At 70.6% G+C, this 13689-nt stretch carries 10 protein-coding genes; 3 read left to right on the top strand and 7 right to left on the bottom strand.

Translation table 11 applies throughout. The annotated features are described in order from the left end of the window. Window positions 1–9 precede the first annotated feature (9 nt). The 4 genes from CLV71_RS18505 to CLV71_RS18490 form a co-directional block, all read right to left on the bottom strand. A complete protein-coding gene (locus CLV71_RS18505) occupies window positions 10–1542 on the bottom strand; it encodes a protein kinase family protein (RefSeq protein WP_133904332.1) in 1533 nt (510 codons plus the stop codon). Between the two features lie 131 nt (window positions 1543–1673). Then, a complete protein-coding gene (gene murJ, locus CLV71_RS18500) occupies window positions 1674–3299 on the bottom strand; it encodes a murein biosynthesis integral membrane protein MurJ (RefSeq protein ID WP_279588741.1) in 1626 nt (541 codons plus the stop codon). Window positions 3300–3342: 43 nt separating this feature from the next. Beyond that, window positions 3343–5547, bottom strand: coding sequence for a DUF6049 family protein (locus CLV71_RS18495; protein ID WP_133904045.1), 2205 nt, complete (start codon window positions 5545–5547; stop codon window positions 3343–3345). Window positions 5548–5553: 6 nt separating this feature from the next. Further along, complete coding sequence (locus CLV71_RS18490; protein ID WP_133904044.1) at window positions 5554–6087, bottom strand: NUDIX hydrolase; 534 nt, start codon at window positions 6085–6087, stop codon at window positions 5554–5556. A 65-nt stretch (window positions 6088–6152) separates the two neighbouring features. Here CLV71_RS18490 and CLV71_RS18485 point away from each other — a divergent pair, with 65 nt between their 5' ends. Further along, the gene (locus tag CLV71_RS18485; RefSeq protein ID WP_243866555.1) at window positions 6153–7598 is read left to right on the top strand and encodes a CCA tRNA nucleotidyltransferase; all 1446 of its coding nucleotides are present in this window, start codon (window positions 6153–6155) and stop codon (window positions 7596–7598) included. Here CLV71_RS18485 and CLV71_RS18480 read toward each other — a convergent pair. Further along, complete coding sequence (locus CLV71_RS18480) at window positions 7579–8892, bottom strand: MFS transporter (protein WP_243866554.1); 1314 nt, start codon at window positions 8890–8892, stop codon at window positions 7579–7581. The genes CLV71_RS18485 and CLV71_RS18480 overlap by 20 nt on opposite strands. 379 nt (window positions 8893–9271) lie before the next feature. Here CLV71_RS18480 and CLV71_RS18475 point away from each other — a divergent pair, with 379 nt between their 5' ends. Further along, entirely contained in the window at window positions 9272–9853 is a 582-nt protein-coding gene (locus CLV71_RS18475) for a YqgE/AlgH family protein (protein WP_133904043.1), read from the top strand. On the opposite strand, the gene CLV71_RS18470 is transcribed toward CLV71_RS18475, so the two are convergent. Next, on the bottom strand, window positions 9815–10249 hold the full coding sequence (locus CLV71_RS18470; protein ID WP_133904042.1) for an SdpI family protein: 435 nt from the start codon (window positions 10247–10249) through the stop codon (window positions 9815–9817). The two genes, CLV71_RS18475 and CLV71_RS18470, sit on opposite strands and share 39 nt — an antisense overlap. 258 nt (window positions 10250–10507) lie before the next feature. Between CLV71_RS18470 and leuS the strand changes: the two genes are divergently transcribed. Continuing rightward, entirely contained in the window at window positions 10508–13336 is a 2829-nt protein-coding gene (gene leuS / locus CLV71_RS18465) for a leucine--tRNA ligase (protein WP_133904041.1), read from the top strand. Window positions 13337–13495: 159 nt separating this feature from the next. Here leuS and CLV71_RS18460 read toward each other — a convergent pair whose 3' ends face one another. Then, window positions 13496–13687: a hypothetical protein gene (locus CLV71_RS18460; protein ID WP_133904040.1), complete on the bottom strand. Its 192-nt coding sequence runs from the start codon at window positions 13685–13687 to the stop codon at window positions 13496–13498. Between the last annotated feature and the right edge of the window lie 2 nt (window positions 13688–13689).

Genomic DNA, 13689 nt, shown 5'->3' with positions numbered 1-13689 from the left:
CCGGCACGGTCACTCCGCGCGGATGAACTGGAGGTCGCCGATGGCGGTCACGTTGCCGTCACCCAGCTTGGTGATCCAGACCAGCAGGTACTGGGTCGGCTCCGCGTTGGCCAGCTTGATCTCGGTCCTGCCGCCCTGCAGCGTGGCCTCCCCGATCACCTTCGTGTCGTCCAGCTCCGGCTTCGGCGACGACGCGCTGCGGATCTGCACGACGGTGTTCGGGCTCGGCGAGTCGATCACCACGGACGCGAACCGGACGGCCTCCGTGTACGACGCGATCAGGCCCACCCCCGGCTTCAGCGTGGGGAACTGCTGCTTGTAGGTGTCGGTCTTCCACTCCGTGCCCGGGTCGTCGTCCGTGGCCATGCCCGCACGGCGGGGGTTGTCCGGGGTGCCACCGACGTTGAAGACCTCGATCGAGGCCGGCTTGATCGGGCCCGCAGGCTTGGGTGACGGCGGCGGGGTCTCACCGTTGGACCCCGTCGGCTGCTCGACGACCACGGTGTCGGCCGCACTGCCGCCGTCGTCGCCGAAGAAGTCGATGAGCATCGTGCCGAGCCAGGCCAGGATGCCGACCACGGCGATGGCCAGGGCGGTGACGCCGATGGCCAGCTTGCGCCTGCGGTTGTGGTCCCGGACCGGCGGGCGTGTCGTCCACACCGCCTCGGTGTCCTCGTCGACCGGCCGCGAGACCGGGCCGAGGAACTCGGTCTGCTCGGCGGACTCCACCGCCTGCTCGAGCACCGCGAGCAGCGTGGCGCTGGTGTGGATGCCGCCGATCTGGGTGTCCTCGAGGCTGCGGATCGCGACCGTGGACAGGCTGTCCGGGATGTAGCCGGACAGCACGTTCGGCGGCACGATCGTGCCGTCCGGCGTGACCGGCGCGGTGGGGATGCTCTCGGGACCGCCCGGCAGCGGCCAGCGGCCGGTCAGCAGCAGGTACAGGATCGCGCCGAGGCCCTTGACGTCGTCACGCGGCACGGCCCCCGGCAGCGGGCCGGGGAACGCGAGGCGGAGCAGGCCGTCCGGGGTGACCCGGATGCGCTGCGGGTGGTCGACGCCGAGCACGAGGCCGGCGTGGTGGGCGCGCTCGACGGCGGACGCGAGTGGTTCGAGCAGCCTGGCCGCGTTGGCGGGGGGCAGCGGGTGCTCGGCGATGATGTCGACCAGGTCGGTGCCGACGGACCAGTCCGCGACGATGATGCCGAGCAGGCCCTCGCCGGGTGCCACGCCGTTGCCGAGGCTCAGCACGTCGAGGACCCGCGCCATCGCTGGATGGGCGAACCCGGCCGCGTGGGCCGCGCGTTCGAGCGTGCGCCTGGCCGCCTGGGCCTTGGGGCCGTTGTCCGCCTCGCCGAGGAGCACGGTGAGCGCGACGTCACGGCGCAGCTGCCCGTCGCGGGCGCGCCACAGGTGTGCGTCAGCCCTGAGGTCGTGGCCGAACTGGGCGAGCAGGCGGTACCGGCCGTCGCCGATCACGGCGCCGGGCAGCAGAAAACCATCCCCGCCGGACTCGCCACCGGGGCTCAGCTCGCCGGTCATTGACTCGGTTCGTCTGGTGACCACTGCTCTCTCCCCGCCCCAGCGCCCACAGCCCCCCAGGCGGTCACTTCGATACTTGCCGGTGTCAGTGAGCCTACGTGACTCGGGCCGGTTAGTCCTGTCGTTGCCTGCTACCCACGACGGACCAGGCGCGTGATTCGCGCGACGGCGGGCTGCAGCTCGGGCACGCGGAACACCGCGAGCAGGCCGAACGCGACCACCGTCGTCACGAGACCCTGCGTGATCAGGTCGAGCCAGGCGGTGATCTTCGGCCCGACGCCGTCCGACACGACGGCGTGCAGCAGGTAGGTGGCGCCGACCGCGGCGGCGACGCCGAGCGCGCCCGCCACGACCGTCTGGAAGATCACCTTGACCACCCGCATGCTCTGCAGCCTGCCGAGCCGGACCCACAGCCACATCTGCCCGAGCACCGCGCCGACCACGAACGAGAGCGCGTTGACCAGCATCACGCCGATCACCACGTCCTCCGGGTTCAGGCGCGCGGCGGCGAGGTACATCAGCGGGATCTTGACCGCCGTCATCACGACCATGATCAGCGTCGGCGTCCGCGCGTCCTTCATCGCGTAGAACACCCGCAGCTGCAGCATGACCAGTGCGTACGGCAGGATCCCGAACGCCGAGAACGCGAGTGCCGTGCCGAGCCGCTCCGCGTCGGCCACCCCCGCGTTGCCGTGGCTGAACAACGCGACGCCGGTGGCCGACCCCGCGATCGTCAGGATGGCGCTGATCGGCACGAGCATGACCGTGGACAGCCTGCTGCCGAGCGACAGGTCGTCGATCAGCTTGCCGGTGTCGCCGTCCGCCGCGGCCCGCGAGAGCCTCGGCATGATCGCGGTCAGCAGCGACACGCCGATGACTCCGTACGGCAGCTGGAACAGCAGCCACGCGTTCGAGTAGATCGAGGCGCCGCCGGACGCCCCCGCGGTCAGCACCCTGGTCGTGATCACCATGCCGATCTGGCTGATCCCGACGTAGCCGAGGATCCACAGCGCGAGCCCGCCGAACTCCCTGAGCCGGGAGTCGAGCCCCCAGGTCCAGCGGAACCGGAACCCGGTGCGCCGGAGCGCGGGCAGGAGCACGAGCGCCTGCACGGCAATCCCGAGCGTGACGCCGATGCCGAGGACCAGCAGCTTGGTGTCGCCCATGCGGACCGGGTTGAGCGAGATCTCGCCGGGCACGACCGCGTAGGCGCCGATCGTGAGCATGATCACCACGTTGTTGATCACCGGCGCCCACGCCGTCGGGCCGAACACGTGCTTGGCCTGCAGGACCGCGGACAGCAACGCGAACAGGCCGTAGAACACGATCTCCGGCAGGAGCAGGTAGGCGAACGCGGTGGCCAGCTCGGAGTTGGCCTGGCCGGTCGAGTCGTCCATGTACAGCCGGGTGAACAGCGGCGCCAGCGCGACCGCCACGACCGTGCCTGCCGCCAGCATGGTCATGCCCACGGTCAGCAGCCGGTTCGTGTACTCCCTGCCGCCGTCCGGGTCGTCCTGCGCGCGGACCAGCAGCGGCACGACAACGCTTGCGAGCACGCCGCCGAGCAGCAGCTCGTAGACGATGTTCGGCAGCGTGTTGGCCACCGTGAACGAGTCGTTGACGACCGTCAGGCCCGCCACCCAGGCCAGCTGGATCTTCCACAGGAAGCCCGTGATCCGGCTGACGAGCGTCGCGATCGCCATCGAGCCGCTCGCCTTGGCGAGCGACGGCGGCTTCTGCTGCGATGGGCCGTCCACGGTCCGTGATTGTCGTGGCCCAGGCAGATGCTGGGTAGTACCGCTACGGCTCAACGATCTCCTCACCCGACCCCGTTCCCGCCGCCTCGCCCGCCCGCGCCGCCCTGACCCGCCGGAAGATCCGGAAGCCGACGAGCAGCACGAGCACCGCGCCGGCGGTACCGGTCACGGCAACGCTGATGATGCCGTACGAGGTCGAGTTGAGCTCCAGCCGGACCGTCTTGCCGAGCGGGGTGCCCCCCGGCGTGGTCAGCCGGATGTCCACGCTGAAGCGGCCCGACCTGCTGACCTCGGCCGGAATGTAGCGCTGCGTCGAGGACAGCGGTGGGATCCGGATGTCCTGGATCGCCTCCGTGCGCAGCCCCAGCACGGGGCTCATGTTGACGCGGACCACGATCGTGACCGGCAGCCCGTTGTAGACGCGGATCGGGATGGGGCTGTCGCCGGAGGCGAGCGACAGCGGCCGGGCCGGGTCGTTCACCACGACCACGTCGCGCAGCCCGTCGAGCCGGCCCTCCATGAAGCCGACCGTCTCGGTCGCCTCCTGGACGTGGCCGCGCCAGGCCGTCGACACCGCGCGCAGCAGGCCGTACTGGATGGGCGTGAGCAGGTCGGCGGGATCGACGCTGTTGGTGTTGTCGTCGGCCATCGCGTCGAGCAGGTCCCGCTTGGTCGCGTTGATCCGCATCACCTCGGCGGTGACCTGCGTCGGGATCTCCTGCGCACTGTCCTGCGGGGTGAACGCGAGGGTCTCGACGGTGCCGCCGTCCGGCGCGGCGACGAGCTGCTCGAGCGGCAGCGCGGTGACGAAGCCGTCGTCGATCAGCTGCCTGGTCAGCGCGAGGAACTGGTCGAGCTCGGTGCTGGAGGCGAGCCAGCGCCTCGGCGGCGCGATCAGCACCTGGCCGCCGTCGCGGCGGTCGAACGCGGCGCGGTAGGCGAGCGCGGCGAGCCCGTTCTGCACCGAGCCGCCAGTGGCGTCCGTGTCCGGCGCGGGTGTGCCGGTCGCGAGCGCGTCCGAGATGAGCGAGTCGACCGGCAGGGCGCGGATCGGGTTTGCGGTCGGGGAGCCGTTGACCGTGTACGGCGCGCGGCCCTCGACCCGCTGGAGGTGGGCCGGGTCGGCCAGCACGGTCGCCGAGCCGACGTTGGCGAGGTCGAGGAGCGTGCGCTGGTCGAAGGAACCGCCCGCGGGCCAGTAGACGTTCTTCATCGGCTGGACGCCGAGCTGCTCGTTCACGATCGACGCGCCGGCGAGCGCGAGCTGGGCCAGGTCGACCGCACCCGCGCGGGAGAGCGCGACCAGGTCGGCGTCCGCGTACGGGACGGCGACCACGCAGTGGCCCCTGGCCAGCTCGCGGACCCGCTCCAGCCAGTCGGTCGCCGCCTGCTCCCCCCTGCCCGCGGTGGCCGGGCCGTTCGCCACCTGGACCTGGTAGGGCCTGGTCATCCCGACCACGGTCGCCAGCAGGTCCGGGTCGATCACGAAGCAGATCGACCGCAGCAGCTCGGTGTCGGTCGCCGTCGCCGTCCGCACGGCGTTGACCAGGTTGAACAGCCTGCCACCGACGGCGAGGGAGTCGGCGAGGTCGTCGTCGGCGAGCAGCGTGGTCGTGCCGTCCGAGGAGGGCAGCTGGCGGGGTCGCTCGTCGAGCAGCGGCCACAGGAGCGAGACCTCCGGCGGACCTGGCTTGGGGCTCGCCGCCGAGCCACCCGGCACGGACATCACCGGCAGCGGGACGGACACGGCGGCGAGGCGGGCCTGCGAGCTGAAGTCCGGCCGGCCGTTCACGTTGACGAGCAGCGGGTAGACGCCCGGCTCGGTGATCCGCAGGGTGCCCCGGTCGCCGGTGACGGCGATGCTGACCGACACCTCCGTGCTGTCCCCCGGCTCCAGCGTCTTGCCGATGTTCTGGAAGCCGCCGATGGCGACGTCGGTGTTCTGGCCCTGGATGTCCCGCAGCGCCTTGTCCGAGTCCATGGCGTCGCCGCGCTGGAGGCGCACGCGGATCTGGTCGATCCGCCGGTCACCGGTGTTGGTGACCTTGCCCTCGACCGTGACGGTCCCCGTGCCCGCGGTGACGATCCTCGGCGTCAGGCTCGTGACCTGGAGGGACATCGACGACTGCGTGTCGCCGACCGGCGGCACGGGCTGCCCGATGGGCTGCGCGGCGGTCGCCACGGGCGCGGACAGTGCGAGCAGTCCGGACACCACAAGGGTCCCACCCAGCCGCCAGCCCCAGGTCATCGTCGGTCAGCCTCCGTCAGCCTCTACCGGCAGGTCCTGCTTGTTCGTGGTCACCTCGAGCAGCTCGAGCGCCTTGCGGACCAGGCGACGCTCGTCGGCGTAGGCGAGCCGGTCCTCCAGCTCGTCGAGTGCCACCCAGCCGACCTCGGTCACCTCGACGTCCTCGTCCGAGAGGTCGCCGCCGCGCTCCACCATCAGGAAGTGGTGCACGGTCTTGTGGATCCTGCGGCGCTCCGCGACGAACCAGTAGTCGATGGTGCCGAGCGGTCGAATTATCTCGCCGACGATGCCGGTCTCTTCCCCGACCTCCCGAACGGCGGTCATCTCGGGGGTCTCACCCGCCTCGATGTGCCCTTTCGGCAGTGACCACAGGAGCCGTCCGCGTCGGTCCAGCCTGCCGATCAGCACGACCTTGTCCTGGGCGACGTTGATCACCACGCCACCGGCGGAGGTCTCGTCGACCGCGGCCATCTTCCGCCCGCGCCGCCTGCCGCGGCGTCCGGCTCGGGCGCCACGCGACCTCCCGGACGACTGGGGCATGTTCGCGATCGTAATGCCGGTATGGCGTCCGGGTTGCCCGATCAGGGCAGTTACGCTGGTTCATCGTGTCCGAACTCCAGACCATCGACGCCCGCAACCGCGAAACGGAGGAGCAGGTGCGCTTCCCCGTGGCCGAAGAGCTCGGCTCCCGCTTCGCCCAGGCGGGCCACCAGCTGTACCTCGTCGGCGGCACGGTCCGGGACGCCCTGCTGGGCAGACTGGGCAACGACTTCGACTTCGCGACCGACGCGCGGCCCGAGCGGGTGCGGGAGCTCCTGACCGGATGGGCGGACGCCATCTGGGACACGGGCATCGCGTTCGGCACCATGGGTGCCTCGAAACGCGGTGCGACCGTGGAGATCACCACGTTCCGGACTGACGCCTACGACCGCATGAGCCGCAACCCCGAGGTCCGGTTCGGATCCTCCATCGAGGAGGACCTGGTCCGGCGGGACTTCACCGTCAATGCCATGGCCATCGACCTGGCGACGAGGAAGCTGGTCGACCCGCACGACGGCAGGGCGGCGCTGCGGAAGCGGATCCTGGACACGCCGGCGACGCCGCAGGAGTCGTTCAACGACGACCCGCTGCGGATGATGCGCGCGGTCCGGTTCGTGAGCCAGCTCGGGTTCGACGTCGCGCCACGCGTGCTCGACGCGATCGGGGACATGGCGGGTCAGCTGGAGCGGATCACCGCGGAGCGGGTCCAGGTCGAGCTGTCCAAGCTGCTGTGCGGGAGGTTCCCCAGGCGGGGTCTGGAGCTGATGGTCGACACGGGGCTCGCGGAGATCGTGTTGCCCGAGGTGCCCGCCATGCGGCTGGAGATCGACGAGCACCACCAGCACAAGGACGTCTACCAGCACTCGCTGGTGGTGCTGGACCAGGCGGTCGACCTGGAGGAGCCGGACACCGAGCCGGACCTCGTGCTGCGGCTCGCGGCGTTGCTGCACGACATCGGCAAGCCGGCGACGCGCCGGTTCGTCGAGGGTGGCGGGGTGAGCTTCCACCACCACGAGGTCGTGGGCGCCAAGATGGTCCGCAAACGTTTGCGCGCGTTGCGGTACTCGAAGGACGTCATCGAGGAGGTCGCCCAGCTCGTGTACCTCCACCTGCGCTTCCACGGCTACGGCAAGGGCGAGTGGACGGACTCGGCGGTGCGGCGGTACGTGACGGACGCCGGTCCCCTGCTCCCGAGGCTGCACAAGTTGGTGCGTGCCGACTGCACGACCCGCAACCGGCGCAAGGCGGCGGCTCTCCAGCGGACGTACGACGACCTCGAGACGCGGATCTCGCGGATCGCCGCCGAGGAGGACCTGGCGCGGGTGCGGCCCGACCTGGACGGCAACGAGATCATGCGTCTGCTCGGGCTGCCGCCCGGCCCGCTGGTCGGCAGGGCGTGGCGTTACCTGAAGGAGCTGCGGCTGGACCGTGGCCCGCTGGAGCACGACGACGCGATCGCCGAGCTGCGCAAGTGGGCCGAGAACGAGGGCATCACGCCGACCGGCGACTGACCACCTCCAAGCCGGTGATCCCGGCCAGGTAGATGAGGGTCGCCGCGATGATCAGGCCGACCGACTCGCCGTTGGCCGGGATCACGGTCGCCGCGATGGCCACCGCAAGCGCTTGCGTGATGTTGAACAGCATGTCGTAGAGGGCGAACACCCGGCCTCGGGTCTCGTCGCCGATGTCGCGCTGCACGGCCGCGTCGACGCAGAGTTTCACGACCTGGCCGGTGTAGGCGATGAGGAACGCGGCGAGCAGCGTGGTCGGCAGCGTCATCGGCAGGCCGAGCCCGAACTGGCTGAGCGCGGCGGCGCCGAGCGCGAAGAAGACGGTCCGCTTGCGGCCGAGACCGGTCACGAGCCGTGCGGTGGTGAGGCCCGCGACGAAGATGCCGAGCCCGCCCGCGCCGAGCACGACGCCGAGGCCGGGCAGGCCGGCCTTGACGGGCCCCCAGTCCTCGAAGCTGTAGCGCATCAGGATGACGGTCAGCAGCAGTGAGATGCCGAACGAGGCCCGGTGGGCGAGGAGTGCGCAGAACCCGGCGGCGACGCTCGGGGTGCGGGCGGCGACGCGCCCGCCGTCGAAGAGCCCGTTGGCCACGGCGGCGAGCGCGGTGGCCGGTTCGACCACCTTGTCCGGTCCGAGCGCGCCGCGTGCGAAGCGCCCGGCGAGCCAGGCCGCGAGCCCCGACCCGATGACGGCGACGGCGGTGGTGAGCCCGGAGCCGACGTTGTCGTCGCCGAACACCGCGCGGAGCCCGACCGCGCAGCCGCCGCCGATCACGGAGATGACCGCGCCGAGCGTGACCGACAGCGCGTTGGCCTCCACGAGGTTGGGCACGGGCACGACGTGTGGCAGCGAGGCGGAGAGCCCGGCGCCGACGAACCGGCTGATCCCGATGACGACGAGGGCGAGGAGCAGGATCGGGAACCCGCCCACCCCGGTGGCCACGGCGGCGGCCGAGATCAGGATCAGGATCCCGCGCAGGATGTTGGCCGCGACGAGCACCCGGCGCCGGTCCCAGCGGTCGAGCAGGGCGCCCGCGAAGGGCCCGATGATCGAGTAGGGCAGGAGGAGCACGACGAACCCGGCGGCGATCTCCGGCGGCGACACGGCGCGTTCCGGGTTGAAGACGACGGCCCCGGCGAGGCCGGTCTGGAAGAGTCCGTCACCCCACTGTGAGGAGAACCGGCTGAACAGCAAACGGCGGAACCCCTCGAAGGCAAGGAGCTTCCTGGCCCCGATCCGGCTGTGATGGGAGTCCTGTGCCGCCTGCGGAGGTCGCTCCGCCGTCTCGCTCACGAAGGATCAGCCTACGGCGAACGAGGTAAAGATCCCGAAACGGCGGGTGACCAGTTACCTGGACCGATGCGGGTCGGGGGTCCGGGGGCGAAGCCCGCCGGGCGGGGTCCGGGGGTTGCACCCCCAGGAGAACCTCGGAGCGAGCTGGTTCGCGGAACGCGAACGCAGCTCGCCCCGAGTGAGGCCGTCCACCAGGTCGCCTCACGGCGGTTGGCACGACGTGGCTCCAGCCGAGCGGTATTCCACGAAGGCGATTCTGGTTGAGCCCGGGGGACACAATGGTGTCCGGCCACCCCCTGCAACGAGGGGGCGTGGAGGATTGTTCCCCAAGTGGCCAAGTGCTGCTGGATTCAGCATCGACGGATGGGATCATGTGACCGTGCGATCCGACGCTCCCGACGCGGCTGTCGAGCCGGGCACGCTGCTCGTGGCGGCGCCCAGCCTCACCGACGCCAACTTCCGCCGCACGGTCGTGTTCGTCATCGACCACCGCGGCGAGGGGACACTTGGTGTTGTGCTCAACCGCCCGAGCGAGGTGCCGGTGGACGACGTGCTGCCCAACTGGGGTCCGCACGTGTCCAATCCCGGCTCGGTGTTCGTGGGCGGACCGGTCGACCAGAAGACGGCGCTGTGCCTGGCCGCCATGCGCACCGGCGAGGAGGCCGCGGGCGTCAAGGGCCTGATCGGCGTCCGGGGACCGGTGGCGCTGGTGGACCTCGACGCGGACCCCGAGGCGCTGGTGCCCAAGTTCCGCGGCCTGCGTGTGTTCGCGGGCTACGCGGGCTGGGACGTCGGCCAGGTGGCCGGGGAGATAGAGCGCGGCGACTGGATCGTGGTCCCGGCACTGCCGAGCGACGTCCTCGCGCCCGCCGACCGCGACCTGTGGGGTCGGGTGCTGAGGCGCCAGGGAATGCCGCTGGCGCTACTCGCCACCCACCCCGGCGACGTTCGCACCAACTGACCTGGTGATGCCGCACCCGCCGCACTGACAGCCCGCACACCCGGCAGGCAGCTCCGGCGCCGGCTCGGGCACCGCCTCGGCGGCCCGGTGCCCCAGCACCCCGCCTGCGGCGGCGATGCCGACGGTCCCGACGAGGGCGATCACGACGACGACGACCGCGGCGACACCCGTCATCGCGAGCCCGGCCACGCCACCGAGGATCCCGACCACGCCACCGACGGCGATGGGCAGGCCCGCGACCTTGTTCCCGACCCGGAACGTCTCGTCGTCGCGGAGGGTCGCGGGCGTCCGCACCCCACCGAACCGGTTGCGCGGCAACCGCTCGAGGAAGCCGAGCACGCCGACCGCGGCGACGAACAGTCCGACGACGAGCACCACGAGCGCGATGACAGACACGGACCGATGGTAGGTCACCCGTTGGGGTCGACCTCGGCCAGGAACGCGAGCAGCCGCTCGTCGACCGCCACCTGGCGCGTCCGGCGGGGTGAAAACGGCATTGGCGTACGCGATAGACTGGTGATATGAGCGCCGGACGCCTGCTCCTTAGCCGGCCGCGCTGACCCACCGACCAGGAGGTCAGTGCGGCAACCCCTCGTGCCATCGGGCAGAGGGGTTTTTTGTGTTCGGAGCAGAGCAACCAGGGAGGGACCAGCGATGAGTGACGAGGCCACGGACGCAGTGCCGACACATCGCTACACGGCCGCGCTGGCCAACACCATCGAGGCGCGCTGGCAGGAACGGTGGCACGAGCGCGGGACGTTCGAGGCGCCGAACCCGGCCGGGCCGCTGAAGGGAGACGTGCCCGACGACAAGCTGTTCGTCCAGGACATGTTCCCGTACCCGTCCGGCGCTGGGCTGCACGTCGGGCACCCGCTGGGCTTCATCGGCACGGACGTCTTCGCCAGGTACCACCGGATGACCGGGCGCAACGTGCTGCACACCATGGGCTTCGACGCGTTCGGCCTGCCCGCCGAGCAGTACGCGGTGCGCACTGGCCAGCACCCGCGCAAGACCACCGAGGAGAACATCTCCAGGTACCTGACGCAGATCCGCAGGCTGGGGCTGGGGCATGACGAGCGGCGCCGGATCAGCACGACCGACCTGACCTACTACCGCTGGACCCAGTGGATCTTCCTGCAGATCTTCAACTCCTGGTACGACGAGGCGCAGGACAGGGCCCGGCCGATCAGCGAGCTGGAGGCGCAGTTCGCGAGCGGCGAGCGCGCCACGGCCGACGGCAGGGCGTGGGCGGACCTGAGCCATGTCGAGCAGCGCAGGATCATCGACTCGTACCGCCTGGTGTACCTGTCCGAGGCGCCGGTCAACTGGTGTCCCGGCCTGGGCACGGTCGTGGCCAACGAGGAGGTCACCGCCGACGGGCGCAGCGAGCGCGGGAACTTCCCCGTGTTCCGCAAGAACCTGCGCCAGTGGATGATGCGGATCACCGCCTACGCCGACCGCCTGGTCGACGACCTGGACCTGCTGGAGTGGTCCGACCAGGTCAAGACCATGCAGCGCAACTGGATCGGCCGCTCCTCCGGCGCGCACATCCGGTTCCCGGTCGCCGACGACGCCATCGAGGTGTTCACGACTCGTCCGGACACCGTGTTCGGCGCGACGTACATGGTGCTGGCGCCGGAACACCACCTGGTCGACCGGCTGGTGCCCGACGCGTGGCCCGCGGGCGTCGACGACTCCTGGACCGGCGGGCACGCGACGCCGAAGGACGCCGTCGCCGCCTACCGGCTGGCCGCGTCGCGCAAGTCCGAGCTGGACCGCCAGGAGAACAAGGTGAAGACGGGTGTCTTCGTCGGCGTGCACGCGACGAACCCCGCCAACGGCGCGAAGATCCCGGTGTTCATCGCCGACTACGTCCTGATGGGGTACGGCACCGGCGCGATCATGGCGGTGCCCGGCCAGGACCAGCGCGACTGGGACTTCGCGAAGGTGTTCGGCCTGGACATCATCCGCACGGTCCGGCCGACCGAGGGGTTCGACGGCGAGGCGTTCACCGGCGACGGACCGGCCATGAACTCTGCGTTCCTGGACGGCATGGACGTCGCCGAGGCCAAGAAGACGATCATCACCTGGCTGGAGCAGAACGGCCACGGCGAGGGCAGGCTGCAGTACAAGCTGCGTGACTGGCTGTTCGCACGGCAGCGCTACTGGGGTGAACCGTTTCCGATCGTGTTCGACGAGGATGGTCTGCCGCACGCGATCCCGGAGCACCTGCTGCCGGTCGAGCTGCCCGAGGTCGACGACTACTCACCGAGGACGTTCGACCCGGAGGACGCCGACTCGGAGCCGTCGCCGCCGCTGCTGCGTGCCACCGAGTGGATCGACGTCGACCTGGACCTGGGTGACGGTGTCAAGCGCTACCGCCGCGACGCGAACGTGATGCCGCAGTGGGCGGGTTCGAGCTGGTACCAGCTGCGGTACGTGGACCCGACCAACGCCGAGCGCATCTGCGAGCCCGAGAACGAACGCTACTGGCTGGGCCCGCGCCCGGAGATCCACGGCGCGCAGGACCCGGGCGGGGTGGACCTGTACATCGGCGGCATCGAGCACGCGGTGCTGCACCTGCTGTACTCGCGGTTCTGGCAGAAGGTGCTGTTCGACCTGGGCCACGTCTCGGCGAAGGAGCCCTACCGGCGGCTGTTCAACCAGGGCTACATCCAGGCCTACGCCTACGTCGACCCGCGCGGGGTGTACGTCCCGGCCGAGGAGGTCGTCGAGCGGGAGGGCAGGTTCTTCTGGGAGGACCAGGAGGTCCGCCAGGAGTACGGGAAGATGGGCAAGAGCCTGAAGAACGTCGTCACGCCGGACGAGATGTGCGAGCAGTACGGCGCCGACACGTTCCGGTTCTACGAGATGTCCATGGGCCCGATGGACGTGTCCCGCCCGTGGGCGACCAAGGACGTCGTCGGCGCGCAGCGGTTCCTGCAGCGCCTGTGGCGCAACGTGGTGGACGAGGCCTCCGGCGCGGTCCTGGTCAGCGACGAGGACCCGGACGAGACGACCCTGCGCGCACTGAACAAGGCGATCGCCGGCGTGCACGCCGACTACGCGAACATGCGCTTCAACACGGCGGGCGCGAAGCTGATCGAGCTGAACAACCACGTGACGAAGGCGTACGGCGCGAAGCCCGCGCCCCGGTCGGTGGTGGAGGCCATGGTCCTGATGGTGGGGCCGCTGTGCCCGCACGTCGCCGAGGAGCTGTGGTCGCGCCTGGGCCACGAGGAGTCCCTGGCCCACGGCCCGTTCCCGGTGGCGGACGAGAAGTACCTGGTCGAGGACACGTTCGAGTACCCGATCCAGGTCAACGGCAAGGTCCGCGCCCGGATCACCGTCGCGACGGACGCCAGCAAGGAGGAGGTCAGGGCAGCCGCACTGGCCGACGAGAAGGTGGTGGCGCTGACCGGCGGCAACGAGCCGAGAAAGGTGATCGTGGTGCCCGGTCGCCTGGTGAACGTGGTCGTCTAGGACAGCACGGACGGACCGCGCCGCTGGCTTCGATCGCTCGGGGGGCTACGCGACCGACGCCAGCGGCGCGCGCGAACATTGTGGCACCTTCGTTGCGCACTGCTAACTAATCGTTAGCAGTTGCGCACGAAATCCCCAATGTCGTATTCAGATGATCACTCACAGCGAACCGAGACCCTCACGCAGGGCACCGATCATCCTGGCGGCCGAGTGGGGCGGGAAGACGTAGAGCTGACTGCCCACCACCTGGCTGGCCAGCTGGACCTCACCCGTGTCCGGCATGCGCACCAGACCGACCTGGCACCTCGCGCGGTGCGGGCCGGCCTCGTCCCACTGGACGACGTCCACCATCG

It is taken from the genome of Actinophytocola oryzae (assembly GCF_004364325.1).
Taxonomy (GTDB): Bacteria; Actinomycetota; Actinomycetes; order Mycobacteriales; family Pseudonocardiaceae; genus Actinophytocola; species Actinophytocola oryzae.
Note: the sequence above shows the minus strand (reverse complement) of the source record. Positions and strands in the feature narration are given on the sequence as shown.

Bases quoted from the DNA above. Each gene is read 5' to 3' on its own strand.
- CLV71_RS18495 (WP_133904045.1), bottom strand. From the start codon at position 5,547: ATGACCTGGGGCTGGCGGCTGGGTGGGACCCTTGTGGTGTCCGGACTG.
- CLV71_RS18490 (WP_133904044.1), bottom strand. From the start codon at position 6,087: ATGCCCCAGTCGTCCGGGAGGTCGCGTGGCGCCCGAGCCGGACGCCGC.
- CLV71_RS18505 (WP_133904332.1), bottom strand. From the start codon at position 1,542: ATGACCGGCGAGCTGAGCCCCGGTGGCGAGTCCGGCGGGGATGGTTTT.
- leuS (WP_133904041.1), top strand. From the start codon at position 10,508: ATGAGTGACGAGGCCACGGACGCAGTGCCGACACATCGCTACACGGCC.
- CLV71_RS18460 (WP_133904040.1), bottom strand. From the start codon at position 13,687: ATGGTGGACGTCGTCCAGTGGGACGAGGCCGGCCCGCACCGCGCGAGG.